The sequence below is a fragment of the Sphingomonas sp. PP-CC-1A-547 genome, assembly GCF_003610375.1.
GTDB lineage: Bacteria > Pseudomonadota > Alphaproteobacteria > Sphingomonadales > Sphingomonadaceae > Sphingomonas.
Genome location: NZ_RAPZ01000010.1, coordinates 1,042,330 through 1,067,895, shown reverse-complemented (window position 1 = coordinate 1,067,895; position 25,566 = coordinate 1,042,330). Strand labels below are relative to the sequence as shown.

At 67.2% G+C, this 25,566-nt stretch carries 17 protein-coding genes and 1 tRNA gene; 13 read left to right on the top strand and 5 right to left on the bottom strand.

From position 1 onward, the window contains the following. Window positions 1–49 precede the first annotated feature (49 nt). The 4 genes from C8J39_RS05565 to C8J39_RS05550 all read left to right on the top strand — a co-directional run bounded on the left by C8J39_RS05565 (window position 50) and on the right by C8J39_RS05550 (window position 5,762). Entirely contained in the window at window positions 50–3,256 is a 3,207-nt protein-coding gene (locus C8J39_RS05565) for an autotransporter domain-containing protein (protein ID WP_120299543.1), read from the top strand. Window positions 3,257–3,332: 76 nt separating this feature from the next. Beyond that, the gene (locus C8J39_RS05560) at window positions 3,333–3,605 is read left to right on the top strand and encodes a DUF1488 family protein (RefSeq protein ID WP_056061362.1); all 273 of its coding nucleotides are present in this window, start codon (window positions 3,333–3,335) and stop codon (window positions 3,603–3,605) included. 62 nt (window positions 3,606–3,667) lie between these two features. Next, entirely contained in the window at window positions 3,668–4,414 is a 747-nt protein-coding gene (locus tag C8J39_RS05555; RefSeq protein ID WP_259457499.1) for a class I SAM-dependent methyltransferase, read from the top strand. Between the two features lie 151 nt (window positions 4,415–4,565). Further along, window positions 4,566–5,762: a multidrug effflux MFS transporter gene (locus tag C8J39_RS05550; protein ID WP_107952523.1), complete on the top strand. Its 1,197-nt coding sequence runs from the start codon at window positions 4,566–4,568 to the stop codon at window positions 5,760–5,762. A 6-nt stretch (window positions 5,763–5,768) separates the two neighbouring features. Here the strand turns inward: C8J39_RS05550 and C8J39_RS05545 are convergent, their stop codons facing one another. After that, window positions 5,769–7,244 carry a helix-turn-helix transcriptional regulator gene (locus C8J39_RS05545; protein ID WP_120299542.1) on the bottom strand — a complete coding sequence of 492 codons (1,476 nt, stop codon included), beginning with the start codon at window positions 7,242–7,244 and terminating at the stop codon, window positions 5,769–5,771. Between the two features lie 185 nt (window positions 7,245–7,429). Between C8J39_RS05545 and C8J39_RS05540 the strand changes: the two genes are divergently transcribed. The 3 genes from C8J39_RS05540 (at window position 7,430) to C8J39_RS05530 (ending at window position 8,762) form a co-directional block, all read left to right on the top strand. After that, window positions 7,430–7,699: a GlsB/YeaQ/YmgE family stress response membrane protein gene (locus C8J39_RS05540; protein ID WP_056061356.1), complete on the top strand. Its 270-nt coding sequence runs from the start codon at window positions 7,430–7,432 to the stop codon at window positions 7,697–7,699. Between the two features lie 86 nt (window positions 7,700–7,785). Beyond that, a complete protein-coding gene (locus C8J39_RS05535; RefSeq protein ID WP_120299541.1) occupies window positions 7,786–8,097 on the top strand; it encodes a hypothetical protein in 312 nt (103 codons plus the stop codon). A gap of 23 nt (window positions 8,098–8,120) precedes the next feature. Beyond that, a complete protein-coding gene (locus C8J39_RS05530; protein WP_120299540.1) occupies window positions 8,121–8,762 on the top strand; it encodes a general stress protein in 642 nt (213 codons plus the stop codon). Between the two features lie 126 nt (window positions 8,763–8,888). On the opposite strand, the gene C8J39_RS05525 is transcribed toward C8J39_RS05530, so the two are convergent. Together C8J39_RS05525 and C8J39_RS05520 are read right to left on the bottom strand one after the other, a co-directional pair. Beyond that, window positions 8,889–10,556, bottom strand: coding sequence for an MFS transporter (locus C8J39_RS05525; RefSeq protein ID WP_120299539.1), 1,668 nt, complete (start codon window positions 10,554–10,556; stop codon window positions 8,889–8,891). Between the two features lie 230 nt (window positions 10,557–10,786). Next, window positions 10,787–12,238 carry a DcaP family trimeric outer membrane transporter gene (locus C8J39_RS05520; protein ID WP_243649734.1) on the bottom strand — a complete coding sequence of 484 codons (1,452 nt, stop codon included), beginning with the start codon at window positions 12,236–12,238 and terminating at the stop codon, window positions 10,787–10,789. Window positions 12,239–12,393: 155 nt separating this feature from the next. Here C8J39_RS05520 and acs point away from each other — a divergent pair, with 155 nt between their 5' ends. Together acs and C8J39_RS05510 are read left to right on the top strand one after the other, a co-directional pair. Beyond that, on the top strand, window positions 12,394–14,349 hold the full coding sequence (gene acs, locus C8J39_RS05515; RefSeq protein ID WP_120299754.1) for an acetate--CoA ligase: 1,956 nt from the start codon (window positions 12,394–12,396) through the stop codon (window positions 14,347–14,349). Beyond that, window positions 14,346–14,969 carry a response regulator transcription factor gene (locus tag C8J39_RS05510; RefSeq protein ID WP_120299538.1) on the top strand — a complete coding sequence of 208 codons (624 nt, stop codon included), beginning with the start codon at window positions 14,346–14,348 and terminating at the stop codon, window positions 14,967–14,969. Before acs ends, C8J39_RS05510 begins: the two co-directional genes overlap by 4 nt. Window positions 14,970–15,286: 317 nt before the next feature. Here C8J39_RS05510 and C8J39_RS05505 read toward each other — a convergent pair whose 3' ends face one another. Beyond that, complete coding sequence (locus tag C8J39_RS05505; protein WP_243649733.1) at window positions 15,287–18,568, bottom strand: PAS domain-containing hybrid sensor histidine kinase/response regulator; 3,282 nt, start codon at window positions 18,566–18,568, stop codon at window positions 15,287–15,289. A 235-nt stretch (window positions 18,569–18,803) separates the two neighbouring features. On the opposite strand from C8J39_RS05505, the gene C8J39_RS05500 reads away from it, so the two are divergent. The 4 genes from C8J39_RS05500 (at window position 18,804) to C8J39_RS05485 (ending at window position 24,854) form a co-directional block, all read left to right on the top strand. Then, window positions 18,804–18,877 (top strand) — tRNA-Gly (locus C8J39_RS05500). Between the two features lie 191 nt (window positions 18,878–19,068). Further along, complete coding sequence (locus tag C8J39_RS05495; RefSeq protein ID WP_120299536.1) at window positions 19,069–22,272, top strand: efflux RND transporter permease subunit; 3,204 nt, start codon at window positions 19,069–19,071, stop codon at window positions 22,270–22,272. After that, window positions 22,265–23,452 carry an efflux RND transporter periplasmic adaptor subunit gene (locus tag C8J39_RS05490; protein ID WP_120299535.1) on the top strand — a complete coding sequence of 396 codons (1,188 nt, stop codon included), beginning with the start codon at window positions 22,265–22,267 and terminating at the stop codon, window positions 23,450–23,452. Before C8J39_RS05495 ends, C8J39_RS05490 begins: the two co-directional genes overlap by 8 nt. Next, window positions 23,439–24,854: an efflux transporter outer membrane subunit gene (locus tag C8J39_RS05485; protein WP_120299534.1), complete on the top strand. Its 1,416-nt coding sequence runs from the start codon at window positions 23,439–23,441 to the stop codon at window positions 24,852–24,854. The genes C8J39_RS05490 and C8J39_RS05485 overlap by 14 nt, the downstream gene beginning before the upstream one ends. A gap of 22 nt (window positions 24,855–24,876) precedes the next feature. On the opposite strand, the gene trmB is transcribed toward C8J39_RS05485, so the two are convergent. Then, entirely contained in the window at window positions 24,877–25,557 is a 681-nt protein-coding gene (gene trmB / locus C8J39_RS05480; RefSeq protein ID WP_120299533.1) for a tRNA (guanosine(46)-N7)-methyltransferase TrmB, read from the bottom strand. Between the last annotated feature and the right edge of the window lie 9 nt (window positions 25,558–25,566).

Sequence of the window (25,566 nt, the reverse complement as noted above, 5' to 3'; positions counted from 1 at the left end):
AGGCCACGTCTCCGTCCTCTTCTCGAAAACACATCGAAAAGGGTTCCGTATGCGTCGTCTCCTGCTGACCACCACCTGCCTGTTCGCGGTAACGACCGGCGCCCAGGCGCAGACCGTGATCGACACCAAGCGGACCGACACGGTGCGGACCTCGACGATCAAGGCTGGCGCCCCCGACAATATCCGCATAGCCGCCGCCGGTTCGGTGACGCCGACCACCGGCACCGCGGTAACCGTCGACAGCGTCAACTCGGTCAGCAATGAAGGCACGATCCAGGTGACCAACGCCGACGGATCGACCGGTATCCTCGCCAACGCCGGCACCGGCGGCGGGATCACCAACGCGGCGACCGGCAAGATCATCATTGACGAAAGCTATGTCGCGACCGACACCGACAAGGACGGCGACCTCGATGGCCCGTTCGCGGCGGGCACGGGCCGCTCCGGCATCCGCACCGCGGGCGCGTACACGGGGGCGATCGTCAACAGCGGCGCGATCACGGTGAAGGGTAACAACTCCGCCGGTATCTGGCTCGGCGGACCGCTGACCGGCGCGTTCACGCATGACGGCCAGACATCGGTCACCGGCAACGGATCGACCGGCGTGCGGATCGCAGACGTCACTGGCAACGTCCGGCTTGCTGGCACGATCGCGGCAATCGGCCAGGGTGCAGTCGCCGCACGCGTCGATGGCGACATCACCGGCGCGCTGGTGGTGCAGGGCGCGCTCGGCTCGACCGGCTATCGCTATGCGACGGCGCCTGCCGACGTGTCGAAGCTCGACGCCGACGACCTGTTGCAGGGCGGCTCGGCGCTGATCGTCGCGGGCAACGTTTCGGGCGGCATCATCTTCGCGATCCCGCCAAAGGACGCGAGCACGACCGATACCGACGAGGACAAGGACGGTCTTCCCGACGCCACCGAAGGCTCCGCGGCGATCACCTCCTTCGGCGCGGCGCCCGCGGTGCAGATCGGATCGGCCACGCGCGCCGTCGCGATCGGCGCGGTCGCCGGCACCGGGACCGGCTTCGGGCTGATCGTCGATGGCGGCATCGCGGGCAGCGGCGTCTATGGCGGTATCGAGGGCAATGGCTTGGCGATCGGTGGCCTTGGCGGTGCGGTGACGATCGTGGGCGGGATCGGCATCAACGGCACCGTAGCGGCAACCGCAAACGGCGCGAGTGCGACCGCGTTGAAGCTCGGTACAGGTGCGTCGACCCCCGAGATCCGCAACGCTGGAACGATCGCCGCGTCAGGCGGCGGCACAGCCGCATCGCGTTCGACGGCGGTCCTGGTCGACACCGGCGCATCCGTCGCCACGATCCGCAACAGCGGCACGATCAAGGCGACCGCACAGGCCGCCGACGGCACCGCGATCGCCATCCTCGATCGCTCGGGCACCGTCACGCTGGTCGAGAACAGCGGCGGCATCGGCGCATCGGGTGCGCTCGCCACCTCCGAGCGCAACGTCGCGATCGACCTCTCGGCTAACACCACCGGCGCGATCGTCCGTCAGACCGCAGTCGCGACCGGCATCGCGGCGCCCGCGATCGTCGGCGACGTCCGCTTCGGCAGCGGCAACGACGTATTCGACGTCGCGGACGGCACGGTCGCCGGCACCGCCCGCTTCGGCACCGGCAACAACCGCCTCTCGCTGGCGGGCGATGCCAACTTCACCGGCGGCGCAGTGTTCGGCGCTGGCAATGACGCACTTACGCTCGCAGGGACCTCGGTGTTCAGCGGTGCGGCGGACTTCGGTGGCGGTACCGACACGCTGACGCTCGGCGGCACGTCGCGCTTCTCCGGCACGCTCGCCAATTCGGGCGGCCTCGCGGTCGCGGTCAACGGCGGCACGCTCGACATCACAAAGGCCGCATCGATCGCGTCGCTATCGGTCGGCGGCGGCGGTATCCTCGCCGTGACGCTCGACAAGGCGGGCGGCACCAGCACGATGATCCAGGTCGCGGGCACGGCATCGTTCGACAAGGATTCGAAGCTTGCCCTGAAGCTCACCAGCGTCGTCGATGCGGAGGGGCGCTACACCGTTCTGCGTGCCGGCACGCTGACGGGCGCCGCCAACCTGACCGCGACCACGACGACGCTCCCGTTCCTCTACAAGGGCAGTATCGCGACCGGCACGGGCAACGACCTGGCCGTCGACATCGCGCGTAAATCATCGACCGAACTCGGGCTCAACCGCTCGCAGGCGTCGGCGTATGACGCGATCTACAAGGCGCTCGGCAACGACGCGAAGGTAGGCGGCGCGTTCCTCAACATCACCGAGGCCGACGCGTTCCGCGGTTCGGTCCGCCAGATGCTGCCCGACCATGCCGGCGGCACGTTCGAGACCGTGACGATGGGCTCGCGCGCCACCGCCCGCCTGCTCGCCGACCCGCACGGCCCGTTCAAGGACGAAGGCAAATGGGGCTATTGGGTGACGCAGGTCGCGTGGGGCACGTCGAAGAGCGTCGCCGATACTGCGGGCTACGACATCAGCGGCTGGGGCGTCTCGGCGGGCGCGGAATACAAGACGGGCGTGGGCAATTTTGGGACCTCGCTAGCCTATCTGCACGGCCAGGATGCCGACGACGGTACGGACAACGAGGTGAATTCGGACCAGTATGAGCTGGCCGGATACTGGCGCGGGCATTGGGGCGGCCTGCAGGCCAATGCCCGCGCTTCGGGGGCGAAGGTGAAGTTCGACGGTGTCCGTCAGTTCGCCGGCGCGATCGGCGCCGAGGCCGTTGCCCGGACCGCTAAAGGCAACTGGGACGGCACGCTGTACGCAGCATCCGGCGGCCTGTCGTACGAGGCGGGCACCGGCATGCTCACCTTCCGGCCGGTGCTCGCGATCGATTACTACAAGCTCAAGGAGGACGGCTATAGCGAGACCGGCGGCGGCAAGGCGATCGACATCGTCGTTCGGTCGCGGACCAGCGACGAGCTGGCGGTCACCGGCAGCGGCGCACTCGGGCTGAACTTCGGCGGACCCAAGTTCGAGAATGGCTGGTTCCGCGTCGAAGCCGAAGGCGGCCGTCGCCAGATCGTCGGTGGCGGCCTGGGCGCGACGACCGCGTCGTTCGAAGGCGGCCAGTCGTTCACGCTGACCCCCGACAAGCGCACCAGCGGCTGGGTCGGCAAGCTGCGCGGCGTCGGTGGCAACGGCATCTTCCGGATGGGCGGCGAGTTCAACGCCGAGCAGCAACAGGGCCGCGTCGCGCTGTCGTTGCGCGCCAACCTCCAGATCGGGCTCTAGGCAACCGCACTTTTCGGGGGTGGAATGGCTCGATTCCGCCCCCGGACTGTTGTCGGCGCATAGCAGGAGCGAAGACATGGCCGAAGACCGTTTGAACATCGATACCAAGACCCTCGAGGACAATAGCGACCTGCGCCAGGTCGAGTTTGAGGCCGAAGTGAGCGAGGAACGCTATCAGTTCGCGGTCCAGTACGACGTGCTCGAAGCGCTGAGCACGGTATCGCCCGAAGGCGACGCGGTGGCGATCTTCAAGCAGCATGCCGAAGAGATCGCGGAGCTCGGCGTCGTCGCACTGGCGCGCGATCCCGACCAGGAGATCGTCGTCATCAGCGAAAACGATCTGGACTAGCGCCGGCTTCCGGCCGATCCTGCCCACCGAGCCGGCATTGTCGTCCGGACGATGGGAGACGGATGATGAAAACGATCTGGACGAGCGTTGCGGTGGCAATGACCATCGCAGCGAGCACAACGGCCGCGCATGCGCAGAAGGTCAGCCCCGCGGTCACCAGCGCGCTCGCCGATCCGGCGCGCGCCGATCAGCAAGGCGACGATGCCCGCCGCAAGGCCGCCGACGTGCTCGCCTTCTCCGGCGTGCGGCCGGGCAACGTTGTCGTCGATTACCTGCCGGGTGCGGGCTATTGGACCCGCATCTTCACTGGCGTCGTCGGACCCAAGGGCCATGTCTACGCGGTCTGGCCGGCAGCCGGCGCGAAATATGCCGAGAAGACGCTGCCCGCACTTCAGGCGCGCAATCTCGCCAACGTCACCGCCGTCGTCCAGACTACCAACCTACCGACCTCGCCCAAGCCGGTCGACCTGTTCTGGACCGTGCAGAACTACCACGACATCGCCAATAACGGCGGCGGCGAGGGCGCGTTGAAGGCGTTCGACAAGGCGGTGTTCAACATGCTCAAGCGCGGCGGCATCTACGTCGTGATCGATCATGCGGATGCCCCCGGCAGCGGCTTGGGCGGGACCGAGACGCGGCACCGGATCGACCCGGCCACGGTGAAGGCGCAGGTCCAGGCGGCGGGGTTCAAGTTCGTTGGCGAGTCCACCGCACTGCGCAATCCGGCCGACGACCACACCAAGCCGGTGTTCGACCCCGCGATCCGCGGCACGACCGACCAGTTCGTCTACAAGTTCAAGAAGCCCTAAGCGCATCGGCGACTGATCGACGGCATTCTCGCCGTTCGGTCAGTCGCCATCGCCTTTGCATCATGGCATTCGAGTCCCGCGTTCGGGCATGGCGTTCGAGCCGGGACAGTCCTAAGCGACCTCGATGAACGACAAAATTGCTGCCCCATCGATGCGTCCAGGCGAGTTCGTCGCCTTCATCGCCGCGTTGATGGCGGTCAACGCACTCGGCGTCGACCTGATGCTGCCCGCGCTCGCCGATATCGGCCACCAACTCGGCATCGCCACCGCGAACCACCGCCAGTGGATCATCACTGCGTACATGCTCGGCTTCGGCGCGGGGCAGCTCGTCTACGGGCCGCTCGCCGATCGCTACGGCCGCCGGATCATCCTGCTCGTCACGCTCACGGGCTTCGTCGCGGCGAGTATCTTCGCAGCCGGGTCGCAGACTTTTGCCGCGTTGCTCGGTGCCCGCGTTCTCCAAGGGCTGATGTCCGCATCGACGCGCGTGCTCGCGGTCGCGATCGTGCGGGATCGGTATTCGGGTCGCCAGATGGCGCGCACGTTGTCCGTGGCGCAGATGATCTTCTTCCTGGTGCCGATCATGGCGCCGAGCCTGGGGCAGGTGCTGCTCCAGTTCGGTCCGTGGCGGTTCATCTTCTACGCGCTGGCAGGCTTTGCGGCGTTCGTCCTCGCCTGGTCAGTGACGCGGTTGCGGGAATCGCTGCCGGTCGAGCGCCGGTCGCCACTGTCGTTCGCGTCGCTCCGCCAGGCGTACACGCTGACGCTGACCAACCGCTATTCGGCCGGCTATGCAGTCGCCGCGTCGATGACGTTCGGTGGGATCATCGCCTTCGTCTCGTCCGCGCAGCAGATCTTCGTCGACGAGTTCCATGCCGGCGAGCGGTTCACCATCCTGTTCGCGGTCTGCGCGTTTTCGATGGGGTGCGCGTCGTTCGCCAACAGTCGGCTGGTCGAGCGTCTCGGCACGCGCCTCATATCGCAGGCCGCGGTGCTGGGGCTGATCGCGCTCTCGGTGGTCCACATCGGCGTGATCGCGGCAGGATCGGAATCGCTGTGGACCTACATGCTGTTCCAGGCGCTCAGCATGACGTGCATCGGCCTGTGCGGCTCCAATTTCGGGGCGATGGCGATGGAGCCGGTCGGGCATATCGCCGGCACCGCATCGTCGATCCAGGGGTTCATCACCAGCGTCGGCGCGGTGATCGTCGGGTCGCTGATCGGCCAGTCGTACAACGGCACGACCTATCCGCTCGCGATCGGCTATCTCGCGATCGGGCTGGGCGTGCTGGCGGTCGTGTATGTGGTCGAAGGCGGCAAGCTGTTCCACGCGCACCACAAGGCCTGATACCCGTTACGCCCCGACGCCGCGTTCGTGCGCCCACACGATCGCGGCGCTGCGCCGGTTGACGCCGATCTTCGCATAAAGCCGCGCGACATGGTTGCGCACCGTGTTGCGCGACAGGTCGAGCCGAGTGGCGATCGCCGCATCGTCGAGGTCCTGGCAGATCAGTTCGAGCACCTCGCGCTCACGCTTGCTGAGTTCGGTGGTGGGGGGCGTGGCACCCGAGCCGGCGCGTGGATTTCGCAGCGTCGCCAGCTTGTCCATGATCGACCGGCTCAGCCAGTTGGCGTCCTTCATCACCGCGTCGATCGCCTCGACGAGTTCGAGTTCACCGCGGCGGCGCGCCGTGATGTCCTGGTACAGCCACAGGACGCAGGGGGTGCCGTCGACGCTGATCCGTTCGGCGGAGACGAGGCAGTCCAGCGTTTCGCCGTTCTTGTGCAGCAGGCGGACATCGCGGCCCCGAATGCCGTTCCGCTCGCGGATCTCGGTTTCCAGCTCCACCCGCTGTGCGGCGTCGTTCCATAGCTGGAGATCGTCGGCGATCCGGTCGACGACCGCGTGATCGGTGTAGCCGGTGAGGCTCTTGAACGCCGCGTTCACCTGCACGATGCGGTTCTCGTCGCCCTTGGTAATGACCATCGCGACGGGGGCCATCTCGAACACCGATGCGAAGTGCCGTTCGCTCGCCTGCAACGCCAGTTGCGCGCGCCGTCGGGGCTCGAGGTCGGCGAAGGTGAAGAGAAGGCAGTCCTCGTTGGCGAGTTCGATCGGCTGGCCGGCGAGGATGACCAGCGTCTTGTCGCCCCCAGCAAGCGGCAGTTCCGCCTCCAGTTGTGGCACGGTCTTGCCGGCGGCCACGCGTTCCTTGACGAACGGCTTGCGCTCGACCTCGGCGAGGAAGTCGAGATCGAACAGCGTCTTGCCGACGATCTGGTCGCGGTCGTAGCCGGAGAGATCGAGGAACCCCTGGTTGACCAGGACATAGCGCTGGTCGGCGACCCGCATGATGAGGGCAGGGGCGGGGTTCGCATGGAACATCGCCTGGAACCGGTCCTCCGCATCGAACCGTTCGGAGACGTCGTTGATGACCATCCCCAGGCAGTCCGGATCGCCGCCATCCTCGTCCATGACGATGTCGCGGACCTGATGCACCCAGCGTGGCTCGTCCGCATCCGGCGACGAGACCTCGACGATCAGGTCGGGAAAGCTTTCGCCGGCGAGCAGCCGCATCAAAGGATATTCGCGGCGCGGCAGCTTGCGACCATCGCGGTACCGCAGCCGGAAGCGCGCCGCGTAATCGTCCGCGGTCTCGCCCAGGTCGGCCAACGCCTTGACGCCGTGCATCTTCAACGCCGCCGGGTTCGCGCTGAGGATCATGCCGGTCGGATCCATCAGGATCACCCCTTCGAGCAACCCGGTCATGAGCTGTTCCAGGTGATGTAGGGTCGGGGCGTGGAGCGGCTTGCCGTTGGTCTTGATCATGCCTGTCCAGCGACCAAAAGGGGGCCGCGGTTCCGTGCCTGACGCTACATTTGTACCAATACGACCGGTATGTGAGCACCAATCCGAAAACCCTGGCGCGGCGCCGAAACTGAACGGATCGGCGATCCCGACTGTTGAGCCTCCTGTACCATCCATTCGTACCATCATCGTCCAGGAGCCTCATCATGAACCTCATCATTCTTCTCGTCGTCGGCGGGCTCATCGGTTGGGTCGCCAGCATGATCATGCGCACCGATGCGCAGCAGGGCATCTTCCTCAACATCGTCGTCGGCATCGTCGGCGCGTTGCTGGCCGGCTTCCTGATCACGCCGCTGATCGGTGGCGCATCGATCATGGACGGCGCGCTCAACATCCAGTCGATCCTGATCTCGCTGGTCGGCGCGGTGATCCTGCTCGCGATCGTCAACATGTTTCGTCGCGGTACGGTTCGCTGATCCGACCGGAAGGCGGCGTGGTCGACATGCCGCCTCCCACCCGGCGACCGTCCCCGTTTTCAAAACCAGAAACTCAGGAGAGTATCATGACCATTCGAGCATTCATGGCATGCGGCGCAATGCTGCTGGCCTCCAGCGCCGTCGCCCAGACCGCAACGCACGCCGGCGCACACAACCCCGCCGTCAAGAACAACGATGCAGCCCATGTCGCGGCACCGGCCAAGGGCGCCAATTCCTTCTCCGAGGACCAGGCTCGTGGTCGCCTGACCAAGGCCGGCTACCAGTCGGTCTCGCGCCTGGCGAAGGACAAGGACGGCGTCTGGCGCGGCAGCGCGACCAAGGCCGGCAAGAAGGTCGATGTCGGGCTCGACTACAAGGGCAACGTGACTGCACGCTGATCCATTTTTCCAGGAGAGAAACGATGACCAAGACCCTTACCCGCCTGTTCGACGATTATTCGGATGCGAAGTCTGCGTTGAACGATCTCGAGCGTCTCGGCGTGCCGCATGACTCGATCAGCATCGTCGCGAACAACGCCGATGGCGCGCATGGCGATCACGACACGTCGCTGGACGACGTCAACGATCGTGGCGATGTTAGCCGTGGTGTCTCGACCGGTGCGGCCGTCGGCGGCGTCGGCGGCCTGCTCGCCGGTCTCGGCTTGCTCGCCATCCCGGGTCTGGGACCGATCGTCGCGGCCGGCTGGCTCGCGTCGACCGTCGTCGGTGCCGGTATCGGTGCAGCGGGCGGTGCCGCCACCGGCACGATCGTCGGCGCGCTGAAGGACGCCGGTCACACCGATGACGAGGCGCATGTCTATTCGGAAGGCGTCCGTCGCGGCGGCACGTTGCTCAGCGCACGCGTCGACGACAGCCTCGCGACCGAGGCCGAAGCGGTTCTCGATCGTCATCGTTCGGTCGATGCGACTACGCGTGGTGCAGCCTATCGCCAGGACGGCTGGACGCGCTTCGACGAGGCAGCGCCCGCGTACACGCGCGATGAAGTCGTTGCCGAGCGTGGCCGCTATGGTTCGGTATCGTCGACGAACTCGACGACCTACTGAACGACGCCGTTATGATCCTTGCTGCCAGCGTATCGGGGGGCAAGGTGACAGCGTCGGAATAGCGAAGGGGTCGGTTTGGGTTCACCCAAACCGACCCCTTCGTCGTTCAACTACAGGCCAAAGATTTCAGCCGTGCAGCGACCGACGGAACGTCTCGGGCAGGAACACCAGCCCGACCAGCACCGTCACCGCGCAGGCGACGATCGGATACCAGAGGCCGTAATAGATATCCCCGGTCGCGGCGACCATCGCGAACGCGGTAGTCGGCAAGAACCCGCCGAACCAGCCATTGCCGATATGATAGGGCAACGACATCGACGTGTAGCGGATCCGCGTCGGGAACAACTCGACCAGCAGCGCGGCGATCGGCCCGTAGACCATCGTCACGTACAGCACGAGCAGGACGAGGATCGCGATCACCATCGGCTTGTTGATCTGCGCCGGGTCCGCCTTTTCAGGGTAGCCGACCGAGGTCAGGGCGGTCTTCACTTCCGCGCCGAACGCCTTGATCGCCGCTGCCTTCTCAGGTCCCGAGACGACCGCGGGATTGACGACCGGGATGGTCGTGCCGCCGATGTGGATCTGCGCGACGGTGCCCGCGGGTGCGATCACGTTGGCATAGGAGATGCCGGCCTTCGCCAGATACGCCTTGGCGATGTCGCACGAGCTGCTGTCGAACTTGTTCTTGCCGACCGGATCGAACTGCACCGAGCACTCGTCGGGATTGGCGACGACGCTCACCGGCGAATTGGCCTGTGCTGCATAGAGCGCCGGGTTGGCGGCCTTCGACAGCGCATGGAACAGCGGCATGTACGTCAGCGCAGCGAGCGCGCAGCCCGTCAGGATGATGTATTTCCGCCCGATCTTGTCCGATAGCCAGCCGAAGAAGATGAACGCCGGCGTAGCGATCAACAGCGCGATCGCGATCAGGATGTTGGTGGTCGGCCCGTCGACGCGCAGGTTCTTCTCGAGGAAGAACAACGCGTAGAACTGGCTGGTGTAGAAGATCACGCCCTGGCCGACGACCGCACCGAACAATGCGATCAGCACGACCTTCAAATTGCTCCACTGTCCGAACGCTTCGGTCAGCGGCGCCTTCGAGGTCTTGCCCTCGTTCTTCATCTTCTGGAACACCGGGCTCTCTTCGAGCTGCATGCGGATCCAGAGCGACACCGCGAGCAGCGCGATCGAGACGATGAACGGAATGCGCCAGCCCCATGCCGCGAACGCCTCTTCGCCGACCAAAGTCCGCACGCCGATCACGATCAGCAGCGCCGCGAACAGCCCGAGCGAGGCGGTGGTCTGGATGAAGCTGGTGAACAGCCCGCGCTTTTTGTCGGGTGCGTGCTCCGCGACATAGGTCGCGGCGCCGCCATATTCGCCGCCGAGCGCGAGGCCCTGCAACAGCCGCAGCACGACGAGCGCGATCGGCGCGGCGACGCCGACCGATGCGTAGCTGGGGAGCAGGCCGACCAGGAAGGTCGACAGGCCCATGATCGCCATCGTGACGAGGAATGTGTTCTTGCGCCCGACGACATCGCCGATCCGCCCGAACACCAGCGCGCCGAACGGCCGCACCGCGAACCCGGCCGCGAACGCCGCAAGCGCGAAAATGAACCCGGTCGTCTCGTTGACGCCCGAGAAGAACTGCGCGGTGATGATCGTCGCCAGCAGGCCGTAGAGGTAGAAATCATACCATTCGAACACTGCGCCAAGTGACGACGCGATGATGATGAGCGGCTGGCTCTGCTTCACATGCCCGAGGGGCGAAGCATCCCCTGTTGTAGTCGCCATGGCGGTATCCTCTCAGAAGGAAAATTGGGTGGAACAGCCGATCTCCGCCGACTTGTGAACGCGAAAAAAAATGCCGATTAGCGGCCCACTTATCCTCCCCCGCCAGGGGGAGGTGGCAGGCACTCGCCTGACGGAGGGGGCGGCAGGCGATGACCATCGTTCCGTGTCCTCCCCCTCCGTCACCTTCGGCGACACCTCCCCCTTGCGGGGGAGGATCGTGAATTTGTGCCCTAGAACGAGTACCGCGCGGCGAGCTCGCCGCGGTCCATCTTGCCCACCTGCCCGTCGACCAGTTCGCGCTCCGCGTGACGGAATTCGACGCCGAGATCGATGTTCTTGATCGGCGAGTAGAACAGGTTGGCGGACGCGCTCCACGCCGAGTCGCTCGCGCCGACGGGCTCGCCGCCGGTCGGATAGTCGATCGACTGGACGCTGCCGATGAAGGTCGAGCGCAGCTTGTCGGTCCAGCCGAGCTTCAACGCCGCGAACCCTGCGGTCAGGCTCGGCGTATACAGCCGCGCGCCGACCACCGGCACGAACACCGCGTCGGGGGCGAGATCGAGGCCGACATAACGGCCGATCCCGTCGCCGTGCGTGACCATGAAGCGGATGTCCGAGCGGCCCTTGGCGTCGAGCGGCACCTTGCCCGCGAACGACACGCCCCAGCCGGTGGCGCTGTCCTTGAGCGCACCCGTATCGATCGTCAGTTGGCGCGCGAGGCCGGCCAGCGAGAACTCGCCGAACGCGGTCTTGTAGTTGAGGCGCGCGGTGACGTCGGGCAGGCGATCGTCGGCATTCTCGACGATCGTTGCCGAGGCAAGGCTGGTCGATGCCGTCTCCGGGTTTTCGGCCGCGACCGACAGCGACAGCGTGTCGTTGAGCTTGCGCGTGTAGCGGATCTGCGCCTGGCGGACGAACACGGTGCCTTCCGACGGTCCGATGAAGTCGGTCGTCTCGGGCAGCGCACCGATATACTGGAAGTTGGTCCACTCCTGCCCGAACAGCCAATTGTCGAACGTGAAGAACGCACGGCGCAGGCCGGGGTTGTAACCGTTGACGACGCGCTGGTTGCCTTGAGTCCCCGGCACGACCTGGAAATCGACTTCGAGCAGGCCCTTCAGCGTATGCCCGGCGATCGGCGTTTCGGTGCCCAGCACGATCCGCGTCTGCTTGGCGTGTGCCTCGACGCTGTTGCCTTCGTTGCGGCCACCGACCGGGGTCATGCTCGGGAAATAGAAATCGCGACCGACCGACTCGGGGGCGATGTTGCCACCGCTGTACCGACTGACCGATGCCCAGGTCTTGATGAAGCCGTTGAGCTTTACCGTCGTCCCGGCGACCTTGAACCCGTCGGTGGACGGCGCCGCGCCCGGTGCCTTCGCTTCGGCGAGCGCGGTCGGCGCGGTCGGGCCCATCGGCGCGGTCGGATGCAGATCGTTCGGCGCGGACGCAACCGCCGTAGGTGCGGAGGTCGATGTCGCCGGAGCAGCAGGCTGGGGCGCGGTCGCTGCCGTCGCCCGCGCCGCGTTCAGCTCGCCGCGCAGATCCTGCACCGCCGCTTCCAACGCCTTCAACCGCGTCTCGAGTTCGACCTCACGCGCGGTCTGCGCCTGCGCCATGCCAGGCACCAGCGCGGTACCAGCCAACAAGGCCGTCAAGGCCAGCCGTTTCGTAAACGCCATACGTGTCATCCCCGTCTCTGCTCTCTTCCACTGATCTGACGCGTGGATAGCAGCGCCGTCATCATGGCGCATTGCGAACCTGCGTCCATCCCTTACTTTGGTTAGGGATGATCGCCCGAACGCGACCGCGTACAGCGCGGCAAAAGGAGAGCCAGATGACCGAGGCAAGCTATCCCGTCCCCGCGGAATGGGCGAAGGACGCCCTGATCGACGCCGCCGCCTATGACCGGATGTATGCCGAGGCCGCGACCGATCCCGACGCGTTCTGGGCGAAGGAGGCCAAGCGGCTCGACTGGATCGTGCCCCCGACCAAGATCAAGGATACGTCGTTCGACGAGAGCGATTTCCACATCCGCTGGTTCGAGGACGGCCAGCTGAACGTCGCCGCGAACTGCGTCGATCGCCACGCCGAGACGCGCCCCGACGCGACCGCGATCCTGTGGGAAGGCGACGACCCCGCCGACGACCGCAAGATCAGCTACGCCGAACTGCGCGACGAAGTGTCGAAGCTCGGCAACGCGCTGAAGGCCAAGGGCGTCAGGAAGGGCGACCGCGTCACGATCTATCTGCCGATGATCCCCGAGGCGGCGTTCGCGATGCTCGCCTGCGCGCGGATCGGCGCGATCCATTCGGTGGTGTTCGGCGGCTTCTCGCCCGAGAGTCTCTGCAACCGCATTCACGACTGCGACAGCCGCATCGTCATCACCGCCGACGAAGGCCTGCGTGGCGGCAAGACCGTGCCGTTGAAGGCAAACGTCGACGCCGCGCTCGACCACGGCGATCTCGCGGTCGAGACCGTCATCGTCGTCCGCCGCACCGGCGGCAAGGTGACGATGACCGAAGGCCGCGACTGCTGGTATGCGGACTGCGTCGAGGGGCAGTCGACCGACTGCGCCCCCGAGCCGATGAACGCAGAGGACCCGCTGTTCATCCTCTACACCAGCGGCTCGACCGGCCAGCCCAAGGGCGTGCTCCACTCGACCGGCGGCTATCTGGTATGGGCGTCGATGACGCACGAATACGTCTTCAACTACCGCCCCGGCGAGATCTTCTGGTGTGCGGCGGACGTCGGCTGGGTCACCGGCCACACCTATTCGCTGTACGGCGCGCTCGCGAACGGCGCGACCACCGTGATGTTCGAGGGCGTGCCCAACTACCCGGATCACAGCCGCTTCTGGCAGATCGTGGATAAGTATCAGGTCAACATCCTCTACACCGCACCGACCGCGCTCCGGTCGCTGATGCGCGAAGGCGACGACTGGGTGACGCGCACCAGCCGCAAGTCGCTGCGCCTGCTCGGCTCGGTCGGCGAACCGATCAATCCGGAGGCGTGGAACTGGTACCACAATGTCGTCGGCGACGGCCGCTGCCCGATCGTCGACACCTGGTGGCAGACCGAAACGGGCGGGCACATGATCTCGCCACTGCCCGGCGCAACCGCTCTCAAGCCCGGCAGCGCGACCAAGCCGCTGTTCGGCGTGCTGCCCGAACTGGTCGATGCGGACGGCAAGGTGCTGGAGGGCGCAGTCGAGGGCAATCTCGTCATCGCCGACAGCTGGCCCGGCCAGATGCGCACCGTGTGGAACGATCACGAGCGCTTCTTCCAGACGTATTTCTCGACCTACCCCGGCAAGTATTTCACCGGCGACGGCTGCCGCCGCGACGAGGACGGCTATTACTGGATCACCGGCCGCGTCGACGACGTCATCAACGTCAGCGGCCACCGCATGGGCACCGCCGAAGTCGAGAGCGCGCTGGTCGCGCATTCGAAGGTCGCCGAAGCCGCGGTCGTCGGCATGCCGCACGACGTGAAGGGCCAGGGCATTTACGCCTACGTCACGCTCAACGCGAACGCCGAGCCGAGCGAGGAGCTCCGCAAGGAACTCGTCCAATGGGTCCGTCGCGAGATCGGCCCGATCGCGACCCCCGACATCCTCCAGTTCGCCCCCGCGCTCCCGAAGACGCGCTCGGGGAAAATCATGCGCCGCATCCTGCGCAAGATCGCGGAGAACCAGCTCGACCAGCTCGGCGACACCTCGACGCTCGCCGATCCCGCAGTGGTCGACGCCTTGATCGCCGGCCGCGAGGAAGCCACCGCCGTACCCGCATGACGCGCACGATCCTCATCGCCGACGACCATCCGCTGTTCCGCCAGGCGCTCAAACTGGCGGTCAGCCGCGCCGCGCCCGACGCGGTGGTGATCGAGGCGGGGCAGCTCTGCGAGGCGGTCGACGCGGTGCGGGGGGCGGAACGGCTCGACCTGATTTTGCTCGACCTGCGGATGCCGGGCTCGGAAGGTTTCGCGGGCGTGGCGCTGCTTCACGCAGAACGCCCCGACACGCCGATCATGGTGATCTCCTCGGCCGACGAAGCTGAGGCCGCCCCCCGAGCCCGCGCCTACGGTGCAATCGGATTCGTCTCCAAGACCGCCGACCTCGCCACGCTCGAAAACGCCGTAGCCCGAGCCCTCGCCGGCGAACGCGACGCGCCGATCGAAGGTGCCTCCGTCGACGAAATGTCCACCCGCGTCGCGAGCCTCACCCCCACCGAACTGAAGGTTCTGCTCGGCGTCCTGGCCGGCCGCCTGAACAAGCAAGTCGCCTTCGACCTCGGCATCTCCGAAGGTACGGTAAAGGGTCACATGACCGCGATCCTCCGAAAACTCGGCGTCCAGAACCGCACTCAGGCGGTCCTCGCGGCGAGGGCGATGGACATCCACTTCGCCGACTGAGGCAGGCCATGCCGCCCGTACAAGAGCCAGTTCGCATCCCCGGCAGCACATAATTCCTTGTTCTCCCGCGAAGGCGGGAGCCCAGTCTGGATCCCCGCCTTCGCGGGGAAACATGCCTTGCTCGAAAGGTAGAGTGCTGACTGGTTCCGGGAGCCAGCCACTCCAGCTAAATGCCGCCCCCTCTCAATCCTCCCCCGCCAGGGGGAGGTGGCGAAGGCGACGGAGGGGGCGGCCCTCGCAACGCTCGTTTCCCTTACCTCCCCCCCCGTCAGGCAAGCGCCTGCCACCTCCCCCTTGCGAGGGAGGATCAATAAGCCTCAACTTCCCCGCGCTGCCGCCGCAGACGCATCCTCGATAAACCGCCACAAATCCGCCGGCACCACCGGCTTAGTCAGCACGACAAGCCCTACACACCGCGGATCCTCCGCAACCGCGCGATCCGCCGTCACCAGCGCAATCGCCGGCGCCGGCACCATCGCCCGCAACCGCGCAACAACGTCGAGTCCGTCCTCCGCCTCGTCCAGATGGAAGTCGACTAGCGCCACATCCGGCTCCTCGTCCGCCGCCAATTCCATCGCCTCGGCGATCGTCGCCGCCAGCAACGGCACGCACCGCCGCGCCCGCAACGCCGCATCGAGTGCCGCGAGGATCGTCGCATCGTTGTCGAGACACAGCACCCGCAACCCCGGCACCAGCGCGCGTGTCGCGGAGGGCGTCGGCAACGCCACGTCCAGCCCGGCAGGCGCGAGCGGAACGCGCACCGCAAACGTCGTCCCCCGCCCCAAGTCCGACCGCAACTCCACCGCCACGCCAAGCAGCCGCGCGATCCGCCGGACGATCGCCAGCCCGAGCCCAACGCCACCACCCGCGCTCCCCTTGCTTTCGAGCCGCTCGAACTCCTCGAAGATCCGCTCGCGATCCGCCGCCGCGATCCCCGGCCCGTTATCGCGCACCTCGATCAACACATCGTCGCCCCTCCGCCGCGCCCCGATCCAGATCCGCCCATCCGCCGAATAGCGCACCGCGTTCGACAGGAAATTCTGCAAGATCGACCGCAGCAACGACCGATCGGTCGCTACGCTGAACGCCCCCGGATGCGCCGCGAGCACCAGCCCACGCTCGCCCGCCAACGGCCGGAACTGCACCGCCAGCTCCTCGATCAACGCCCCCAGCGCAAACCGCTCGACCTTCGGCACCACGCCCCCTGCATCGAGTCGCGACACATCGAGCAGAGCCCGCAGCAACGTGTCCGCCGACCCGATCGCGCCATCGATCGCGCGCACCAGTTCCGCCTGATGCGGCGCCCTGTCCTCCGCCAGCGCCGCGCAGAACAGCCGCGCCGCATGCAACGGCTGCAACAGGTCATGGCTCGCCGCCGCCAGGAACCGCGTCTTGTCGCGCGTCGCGGTCTCGGCAATCGCGCGCGCCTCGCCGAGCATGTGGTTCGACCGCGCCAGATCCTGCGTCCGTGCCGCCACCCGCGCCTCGAGATCGGCCTGCGCCTCCTTCTCCGCGGTGATGTCGGTGAAACTCTGGACGTACCCGCCGCCCGGCATTGGCCGCCCGACCATCTTTATCCACCGCCCCGACGGCCGTTGCCGCTCGAAACTATGCGGCGTCCCGCGTGCGAGGTGCGCCACCCGCCGGCCGACATGCGCGGCGATATCCCCCGCGATGCCTTCGCGCTCGGCATTGTAGCGGATCAGGTCGGCGATCGAACGCCCGACGACGACATACCCCTCGGGATAGTCGAACATCTCGACATAGCGCGGATTCCACGCGACCAGCCGCAGGTCCGCGTCGATCACGCTGACCCCCGGATCGATCGTCTCCAGCGTCGCCGACAGCAACGTGCGCGAAAACCGCAGCGAGCGCCCGCGCTGGTCGAGCAGCCGCACCACGTCGCTGACGTCGATCGCCGACCCGGCAATACTCGACGCGACGATCTTCCGAGCCGACGGTGCGCCGATCACGCCCGCGATCAACCGCTCGGCAGTGCGCGCTGCGGGCCCATCGATCGGCGCGCGGAGATCGGGCGAAGTCACCCCGATCGCCTCCGCCTCGCCATCGCCGACGAACCGCGCGACCAGCATCCGCAATTCACCCAACGTCGTGACGTGATCCAGCGCAGCGTTTCCCCGATGCCGCTCGCGCATGTGCAGCCCGGCCATCAGCGCGATGTTGACGCCCAGGCTCCACACCGTCCCGTTGACCAGCGGCGAGCCGATCCGCCACCCAAGCAGCGCATCCGGATCGAGCCACCCCCGCGTGAACTGCGCCAGCGCCGGCCCGACACCCTCGCCGATCGACGGCAGCAACAGGCAGTAAATCCAGACGATCACGCCGCCGACCAGCCCCGCACGGGCGGCGGTGTGGTTGGCGAAGTTCCACCCGACCGTCGCGATCAGCGCAGGCGCGAACTGCGCTACGCCGGCGAACGCGATCAGCCCGATCGACGCGAGCGGCAGGTCCGCGCCCAGACTCCGGCCATACACCAGCGCGACCGCGACGATCGCGGCGATGATGACCCGCCGCACGCGCAGCATCCGCCGCCCAAGCTCGCCTTCGCCCGCGTCGCCGTGCCGCCGCAGCAGCAACGGCGCGAGCAAATCGTTGGTCGCCATCGTCGACAACGCGATCGTCTCGACCACCACCATCGCCGTCGCCGCCGAGAAGCCACCCAAAAACGCGAGCAACGCGACGAGGTGATGTCCCTGCTGCAACGGCACCGCCAGCACATACAGATCGGGCTCTGCACCATCCGGCAACAGCGTCATCCCCGCGAGCGCCAGCGGCAGCACGAGCAGCGAGATCACGACCATGTACGCGATGAACGGCGCGCGCGCTCGGGCGATGGGGTCCCCACCCTGCGCTTCGATCACCCCGACATAGAATTGCCGCGGCAGGCACAGGATCGCGAGCGCCGACAGCAGCGTCCGAACCCAGAAATCGGACGTCAGCGTACCCCAGGTAAAGCCGGACCGAAGCCGCGCCATCGCCGGCGCCAGCGTCTCGGCCGGCACGTCGGCGAGCAGTGCTACCGTCACCACCCCGAGCACGACGAAACAGAGCAGCTTGATCAGCGACTCCGCCGCAATCGCCGCGACAACGCCGGGGTTGCGCCCGGCGACCTCATACCGCCGCGCGCCGAAGACGATCGCGAACACCGCCAGCAACAGCGCGACGAACGTGCCGACCTCCGCCGAACTCCCCACGCCCGCGATCGCGCCGAAGCTCAGCGTCACCGACCGCAACTGAAGCGCGATATACGGCACCGACGCGAGCAACGCCGTCCCCGCGACGATCGCTGCCGTCCCCCGGCTCCGCCCATAGCGCGCGGAGATGAAGTCCGAGATCGAACTCGACCCTTCCTCGCGCGCCAGCCGCACCAGACGCGCGAGAAACTTCGGCGCAAGCAGGAACACCAGCGCCGGACCGAGATAGATGGCGAGGTAATCCCACCCCCGCGTCGCCGCCGTGCCGACCCCGCCGAAGAACGTCCAGCTGCTGCAATACACCGCCAGCGACAGTGGATAGGCGATCCGCTGGAGCCGCACCGACAGCCCGCGCCGGTCGACGATCCATGCGATCCCGAACAACAGCGCGCCATAGGTCAGGATCGCGACGATGACACTTGGCCCGACGATGGCAGCGCTCCGGTTCAGGATTGAGCCGACGATCTAGCACAGGACGCGCGCCCGTCGTCGACCGGTATGTGGCGCGCCGCGATGGCTAGCGGCTTGCACCGATCACCCGCCCGCGCTATCGCCGCACCGCTCCCGTGTTGGAACACTACCGGGAGCCTGCTTGGAAACCCAATGGTTTCAATAGCATGCGGGTATAGTACAATGGTAGTACAGCAGCCTTCCAAGCTGAATACACGGGTTCGATTCCCGTTACCCGCTCCACCCCCCACCGAAATCATCGAACTGCGCGCATAGTGCCAGCACGCGTGCGTTCATGGCCATCGCACCAGAAACGTAAGCAACATTGACCCTTGCATTTCCCTGCTGCGCTGCCGCAAAGGGGAATCGTCGGGCAGGTCTGGCGGCTCCGGGAGTCGCCACCAGTCGTGCCGCGTTCGGATTGGAGTCTCTCCGTGATCGGTATCGTCAGGGTCGCCCTATCGCGCCCGCTCACCTTCATCGTCATGGCCATCCTGGTCGCGGTCGTCGGCGTGCTGGCGGCCGTGCGGACGCCGGTCGACATCTTTCCGGACATCAAGGTGCCGGTGATCGCCGCCGCCTGGACCTACCAGGGCCTGTCACCCGACGACATGGCGGGGCGGATCATCACGCCGTACGAGCGCGTGCTGTCGACCACCGTCAACGACATCGACCATATCGAGAGTCAGTCGATGCCGGGCATCGGCGTCGTGAAGATCTATTTCCAGCCGGGCGCCGACATCCGCACCGCCACCGCGCAGGTCACGTCGGTGTCGCAGACCGTGCTGCGCCAGTTGCCGCCGGGCGTAACCCCGCCGCTGATCCTCAACTACAGCGCCTCGACCGTGCCGATCCTGCAGCTCGCGCTGTCGGGCGTCGGGCTGTCCGAGGGCAAGCTGTTCGACACCGCGGTCAACCAGATTCGCCCCGGCCTCGTCACCGTGCCGGGCGCGGCGATCCCGTATCCGTCCGGCGGGCGTCAGCGTCAGGTCCAGATCGATCTCGACCCGCAGGCGCTGCAGTCGAAGGGCCTGTCCGCGCAGGACGTCGGCCTCGCGATCGCCGCGCAGAACCAGATCAACCCGGCCGGTTTCGCGAAGATCGGCGGCTTCCAGTATAATGTCCGCCTCAACAACGCGCCGGGCTCGATCGACGAGCTGAACAACCTGCCGGTGAAGGTCGTCAACGGCGCGACGATCTACATGCGCGACGTGGCGCATGTCCGCGACGGTAGCGCGCCACAGACCAACGTCGTCCATGTCGACAGGTCGCGGTCGGTGGTGATGACGATCCTCAAGAACGGATCGACCTCGACACTGGCGATCGTGCAGGGGATCAAGGATGCGCTGCCCGCGATCCAGGCGACCTTGCCCGACAGCCTCAAGATCGTGCCGATCGGCGACCAGTCGCTGTTCGTGAAGGCGGCGGTCGAGGGCGTCGTCAAGGAAGGCGCGATCGCCGCCGCGCTGACCAGCCTCATGATCCTGCTGTTCCTCGGATCGTGGCGCTCGACCGTGATCATCGCGATCTCGATCCCGCTGGCGATCCTCGCCGCGATCATCGCGCTGTCGGCGACCGGCCAGACGCTGAACGTGATGACGCTCGGTGGCCTCAGCCTCGCGGTCGGCATCCTGGTCGACGACGCGACGGTGACGATCGAGAACATCAACTGGCATCTGGAGCAGGGCAAGAGCGTCCGCCAGGCGATCCTCGACGGTGCCGCGCAGATCGTCACCCCGGCGTTCGTGTCGCTGCTGTGCATCTGCATCGTGTTCGTGCCGATGTTCTTCCTGCCGGGCGTCGCGGGCTTCCTGTTCGTGCCGCTCGCGCTGTCGGTGGTGTTCGCGATGATCGCATCGTTCGTGCTCTCGCGGACGCTGGTGCCGACGATGGCGATGTACCTGCTCAAGCCGCACGCGGGCGATGTCCATGCCGCAGGAACGCCGACGTCGCGCAATCCGCTCGTCCGGTTCCAGCGCGGGTTCGAGGCTCGGTTCGAGCGCTTTCGCCACGGCTATGGCCGGCTGCTGGAGCGCGCGTTGGCGACCGGCAAGCCGTTCCTGCTCGGCTTCCTGGCGGTGGTCGCGCTGTCGATGCTGCTGATCCCGTTCCTCGGCCAGAACTTCTTCCCCGCGGTCGATGCGGGCCAGATCACGATGCACGTCCGCGCGCCGATCGGCAGCCGGATCGAGAGCACGTCGGCGCAGTTCGACCGGATCGCGCGTCGCGTCCGCCAGATCATTCCCGCCAACGAACTGGTGTCGGTGGTCGACAACATCGGCCTGCCGGTCAGCTCGATCAACGCGACCTACAACAACTCGGGCACGATCGGCCCGCAGGACGGCGACATCCTGATCCAGCTCGCGCACGAGCATGCACCCACCGCCGATTACGTGCGCAAGCTACGCGAGACGCTGCCCGGCGCGTTCCCGGGCGCGACCTTTTCGTTCCTGCCCGCGGACATCACCAGCCAGATCCTGAACTTCGGTGCGCCCGCGCCGATCGACGTGCAGATCACCGGCAAGGATGCGGCGGGCAACTACGCCTATGCCCGGACGCTGTTGCGCAGAATCGCGGCGATCCCCGGCGTCGCCGATGCGCGTATCCAGCAATCGGCGCGCTACCCGGAACTCCGCGTTAATATCGATCGCAGCCGGATCGGCCAACTCGGGCTGACCGAGCGCGACGTCACCGCCAGCGTCGGCTCGTCGCTGGCCGGCACGATCCAGACCGCGCCGGTCTATTATCTCAACCCCGAGAACGGCGTGTCGTACAGCGTCGTCGCGCAGACCCCCGAATATCGCGTCGGATCGATGAGCGACCTGTCGAACATCCCCGTCACCGGCACCAATGCGGGCGGCACGGCGCAGGTGCTCGGCGGGCTGTCCACGGTCGTCCGCGGCACCTCGCCAGCCGTCGTCTCGCACTACAACATCGCGCAGGCGATCGACATCTACGCGACCCCCAACGGCCGCGATCTCGGTGCGGTAGCGGGCGACATCAAGCGCGTGCTGGCGGATGCCAAGGCGTCCGCGCCGAAGGGCACGACGGTTGCGTTGCGCGGCCAGTATGCGACGATGAACAGCGCGTTTTCCGGCCTGTTCTTCGGGCTGATCGGGGCGATTGTGCTGATCTATCTGCTGATCGTCGTGAACTTCCAGAGCTGGCTCGATCCGTTCGTCATCATCACCGCGTTGCCCGGCGCAATCGCCGGGATCGTCTGGATCCTGTTCCTGACCGGCACGCCGCTGTCCGTTCCGGCGCTGACCGGCGCGATCATGTGCATGGGCGTCGCGACGGCCAACGCGATCCTGGTGGTGAGTTTCGCGCGCGAGCGGCTCGCCGAGCTGGGGGATTCGCACAAGGCGGCGATGGAGGCGGGGATGACTCGTTTCCGCCCGGTGCTGATGACCGCGCTCGCCATGATCATCGGCATGTTGCCGATGGCGATGGGCTTCGGCGAGGGCGGCGAACAGAACGCGCCGCTCGGCCGTGCGGTGATCGGCGGGCTGATCGTCGCGACGTTCGCGACGCTGATGTTCGTGCCGGTGATCTTCAGCCTCGTGCACCGTAAGGACGCAGAGCGCGCCGCCGCCAAAGCCCGCCGCGACGAGATTCTAGAGGAAGCGCATGTCTGAGATCGTTCATCCGGATCCCGTCGCCACCGAACCGCAGCGCGGGTCGCTCAGGAAAGTCGGCATCGTCGCGGCGGTGATCGCGCTGGCGCTGGTGGCGTTCGGCATCTTCACGCGGCACCGCTCGGACTCGCAACTGGCGACCTGGACGACCGCACAGTCGACCCCGATCGTCACCGTGATCCGCCCGACCGCCGAGGGCGCGAGCGACGCGCTGACGCTACCGGGTAACGTCCAGGCATATAACAGCGCCGCGATCTACGCGCGGACCACCGGCTATATCCGCAAATGGTTCGTCGACATCGGCGATCCGGTCCGCGCCGGTCAGACGCTCGCGATCCTCGACGCGCCCGAAGTCGACCAGCAGGTCGCCGCCGCGCAGGCCGATCTCCAGACCGCGCGCGCGAACCGTTCGCTTGCCGCGTCGACCGCGACGCGCTGGCGCGATCTGCTCGCCAAGGATGCGGTGTCGAAGCAGGAGACCGACGAGAAGATCGGTGACCTCGCCGCCAAGTCCGCGATCGCCAACGCGGCGTCGGCCAACGTCCGCCGGCTCGGCGCGTTGCAGGGCTTTACCCGCCTGACCGCGCCGTTCTCGGGCGTCGTCACGAGCCGCTCGACTCAGGTCGGCGCACTGGTGACCGCAGGGACGGCCGCGTCCACCCCGCTGTTCACGATCGCCGACGTCAACCGGATGCGGATCTATGTCCGCGTGCCACAGGCCTATTCGGGGCAGACCCGGCAGGGCATGCACGCGACGCTGACCGTGCCCGAATATCCGGGACGCGACTTCGACGTGACGTTGACCCGCAGCGCCGACGCGGTCGATCCGCAGTCGGGCACCGTTCTGGTCGAGTTGCAGGCGGCGAACACCGATCGTGCGCTGAAACCGGGCGCCTATGCGCAGGTCAAGTTCCCGGTCGGTGCGGGGGGCACCGGCGTACGACTGCCGTCGAGCGCGCTGGTGATCGGCGCGAAGGGCACGCAGGTCGCGGTCGTCGGCAGCGACGGCAAGGCGCATCTCAAGACGATCACGATCGGCCGCGACGATGGCGACAGCGTCGCGATCAGCGCAGGGCTCAGCGCCGGCGACCGCGTGATCGACAGCCCGCCGGACTCGCTCCAGACCGGCGACCCTGTCCGGATCGCGCCTTCGACAGGACCCGCCCGTGCGAAGCGCTAGGCTGGGCGCGGCAGCGGTCGTGGCGGCGAGCCTGGCCGGGTGCTCGCTCGCGCCACCATACAGCATTCCGCCGAACCCGGCTGCGGCGGCGTACAAGGAACTCGGACCGCAAGGGCAGGGGCCCTGGCAGCCAGCCGCCACCGACACGTCGCTCCCCGCCGCGTGGTGGACCGCGTTCGACGATCCGACGCTGACCGCGCTCGAAGCGCGGATCGAGGCGGGCAATCCCGACCTCGCTGCCGCCATCGCGCGCTACGATCAGGCGCGCGGTCTGCTCGGCGAGTCCCGTGCCGCGCTACTGCCGTCGATATCGGTGGGGGCCGACGGCGGCCGTTCGCGCGTATCCGCCGGCCGACCGCTCTCGCCGGGCAACGCCGCGACGTACAACAACCTCTCGGTCGGCGCGTCGCTGGCGTACGAGATCGACCTGTTCGGCCGCGTCCGCAATTCGGTGCGCGCGGATGCCGCCTCGGCGCAGGCCAGCGCGCAGGACGTCGTCGCGGTTCGTCTCGGGCTCCAGGCATCGCTCGCGGATTCTTATTTCCAGATGCGCGGTCTCGATGCGCGGACCGTGTTGCTGCGCCAGACGGTGGCGGCATTCCAACGCGCCTACGACCTGACCGACACGCGCCACACCGGCGGCATCGCCTCGGGGATCGACGTCAGCCGCTCGGCCGCGTTGCTGTCGAGCGCACGCGCGGAGCTGTCGGCGGTCGCCGGCGCACGTGCGGCGTTCGAGCACGCGATCGCCGCGCTGGTCGGCGAGACCCCCTCGACCTTCGCAATTCCCGTTGCGGACACGTTGCAGCGTCCGCCCGCGATACCCGTCGGCGTACCGTCGACACTGTTGCAACGCCGCCCCGATATCGTCGCGGCCGAGCGCCGGATCGCGGCCGCCAACGCCCAGATCGGCGTGGCGCGCGCAGCACAATACCCGTCGCTCACGCTCGGCGGGTCGGGCGGGTTCGAGGCGGGCAACGGCAACATCCTCCGCGCCTCGAACAGCTTCTGGGCATTGGGGCCGCTATCCGCCGCGCTCGCGATCTTCGACGGCGGTGCACGGCGCGCGCGCGTGCGCATCAGCCGCGCGCAATATGACGAGGCGGCGGCGTCCTACCGCTCGACCGTCCTCACCGCCTTCCGCGAAGTCGAGGACGACCTCGCCCGCTCGCGTGCTCTGGTGGCCCAGGAACGCGACCAGCTGGCCGCGACCCGAGCGGCCGAACGCACGCGCGATCTCGCGCTGATCCGCTACCGCGACGGCGCGTCCGACTATCTCGACGTGGTGACGGCACAGACCGCAGCGCTCGACGCGCAGCGCCTGTTGCTGGAGGTGCAGAGCACGCGGCTACAGATCGCGGTCGACACCGTCCGCGCGATCGGCGGCGGCATCGCAACCTGACTGCCGAACCGCCGCCGCCGGGTCAGACCCGCAGGTAGCGGTAGTACCAGACCTCATGCCCCTGCCGCCGCGCTTTCCGCTCGTACCGCGTCTCGGGCCAGTCGTCGGGGCGGGTGAGGAAGTCATGCGGCGTCTTCGCCTGCCACTCGAAATCGCGGCGCGCGTTCATGATCATCATCGACCAGCGGCAATAGGTCGGATCGTCGGTGCCGAGCCGGAATTCCGCGCCGGGCTTCAGCTTGGCGGCGATCGTGTCGAGCGGGCCGTGGTTGACCATGCGGCGCTTGGCGTGGCGCGCCTTCCGCCAGGGATCGGGGTGCAGCAGGTACAGCCGGTCGAGGCTCGCGTCGGGCAGGCGCTCGATCACCTCCAGCGCATCGCCCATGTGCAACCGGACGTTGGTCAGCTCGCCGTCGCGGATGTGCGCCAGCGCGCCGACCACGCCATTGAGGAACGGTTCGCAGCCGATGAAGCCGACGTCGGGGTTCATCGCGGCCTGTCCCGCGAGATGCTCGCCCGCACCGAAGCCGATCTCGACGTGCAGCGGGCGGTCCTCGCCGAACAACGTCATCGCATCGATCGGCCCTTCCTCGGGCACCGACAAGTCGGCGAGCGTTTCCTCGACGAGCGCGGCTTGGCCAAGGCGCAGCTTGTGGCCCTGGCGACGGCCATAGAGGCGGCGGATAACAGAAGGATCGTTCATCGCCGCGCG

Coding starts and splice junctions, on each gene's coding strand:
- C8J39_RS05565 (WP_120299543.1), top strand. CDS start 50: ATGCGTCGTCTCCTGCTGACCACCACCTGCCTGTTCGCGGTAACGACC.
- C8J39_RS05560 (WP_056061362.1), top strand. CDS start 3,333: ATGGCCGAAGACCGTTTGAACATCGATACCAAGACCCTCGAGGACAAT.
- C8J39_RS05555 (WP_259457499.1), top strand. CDS start 3,668: ATGATGAAAACGATCTGGACGAGCGTTGCGGTGGCAATGACCATCGCA.
- C8J39_RS05550 (WP_107952523.1), top strand. CDS start 4,566: ATGCGTCCAGGCGAGTTCGTCGCCTTCATCGCCGCGTTGATGGCGGTC.
- C8J39_RS05545 (WP_120299542.1), bottom strand. CDS start 7,244: ATGATCAAGACCAACGGCAAGCCGCTCCACGCCCCGACCCTACATCAC.
- C8J39_RS05540 (WP_056061356.1), top strand. CDS start 7,430: ATGAACCTCATCATTCTTCTCGTCGTCGGCGGGCTCATCGGTTGGGTC.
- C8J39_RS05535 (WP_120299541.1), top strand. CDS start 7,786: ATGACCATTCGAGCATTCATGGCATGCGGCGCAATGCTGCTGGCCTCC.
- C8J39_RS05530 (WP_120299540.1), top strand. CDS start 8,121: ATGACCAAGACCCTTACCCGCCTGTTCGACGATTATTCGGATGCGAAG.
- C8J39_RS05525 (WP_120299539.1), bottom strand. CDS start 10,556: ATGGCGACTACAACAGGGGATGCTTCGCCCCTCGGGCATGTGAAGCAG.
- C8J39_RS05520 (WP_243649734.1), bottom strand. CDS start 12,238: ATGGCGTTTACGAAACGGCTGGCCTTGACGGCCTTGTTGGCTGGTACC.
- acs (WP_120299754.1), top strand. CDS start 12,394: ATGACCGAGGCAAGCTATCCCGTCCCCGCGGAATGGGCGAAGGACGCC.
- C8J39_RS05510 (WP_120299538.1), top strand. CDS start 14,346: ATGACGCGCACGATCCTCATCGCCGACGACCATCCGCTGTTCCGCCAG.
- C8J39_RS05490 (WP_120299535.1), top strand. CDS start 22,265: ATGTCTGAGATCGTTCATCCGGATCCCGTCGCCACCGAACCGCAGCGC.
- trmB (WP_120299533.1), bottom strand. CDS start 25,557: ATGAACGATCCTTCTGTTATCCGCCGCCTCTATGGCCGTCGCCAGGGC.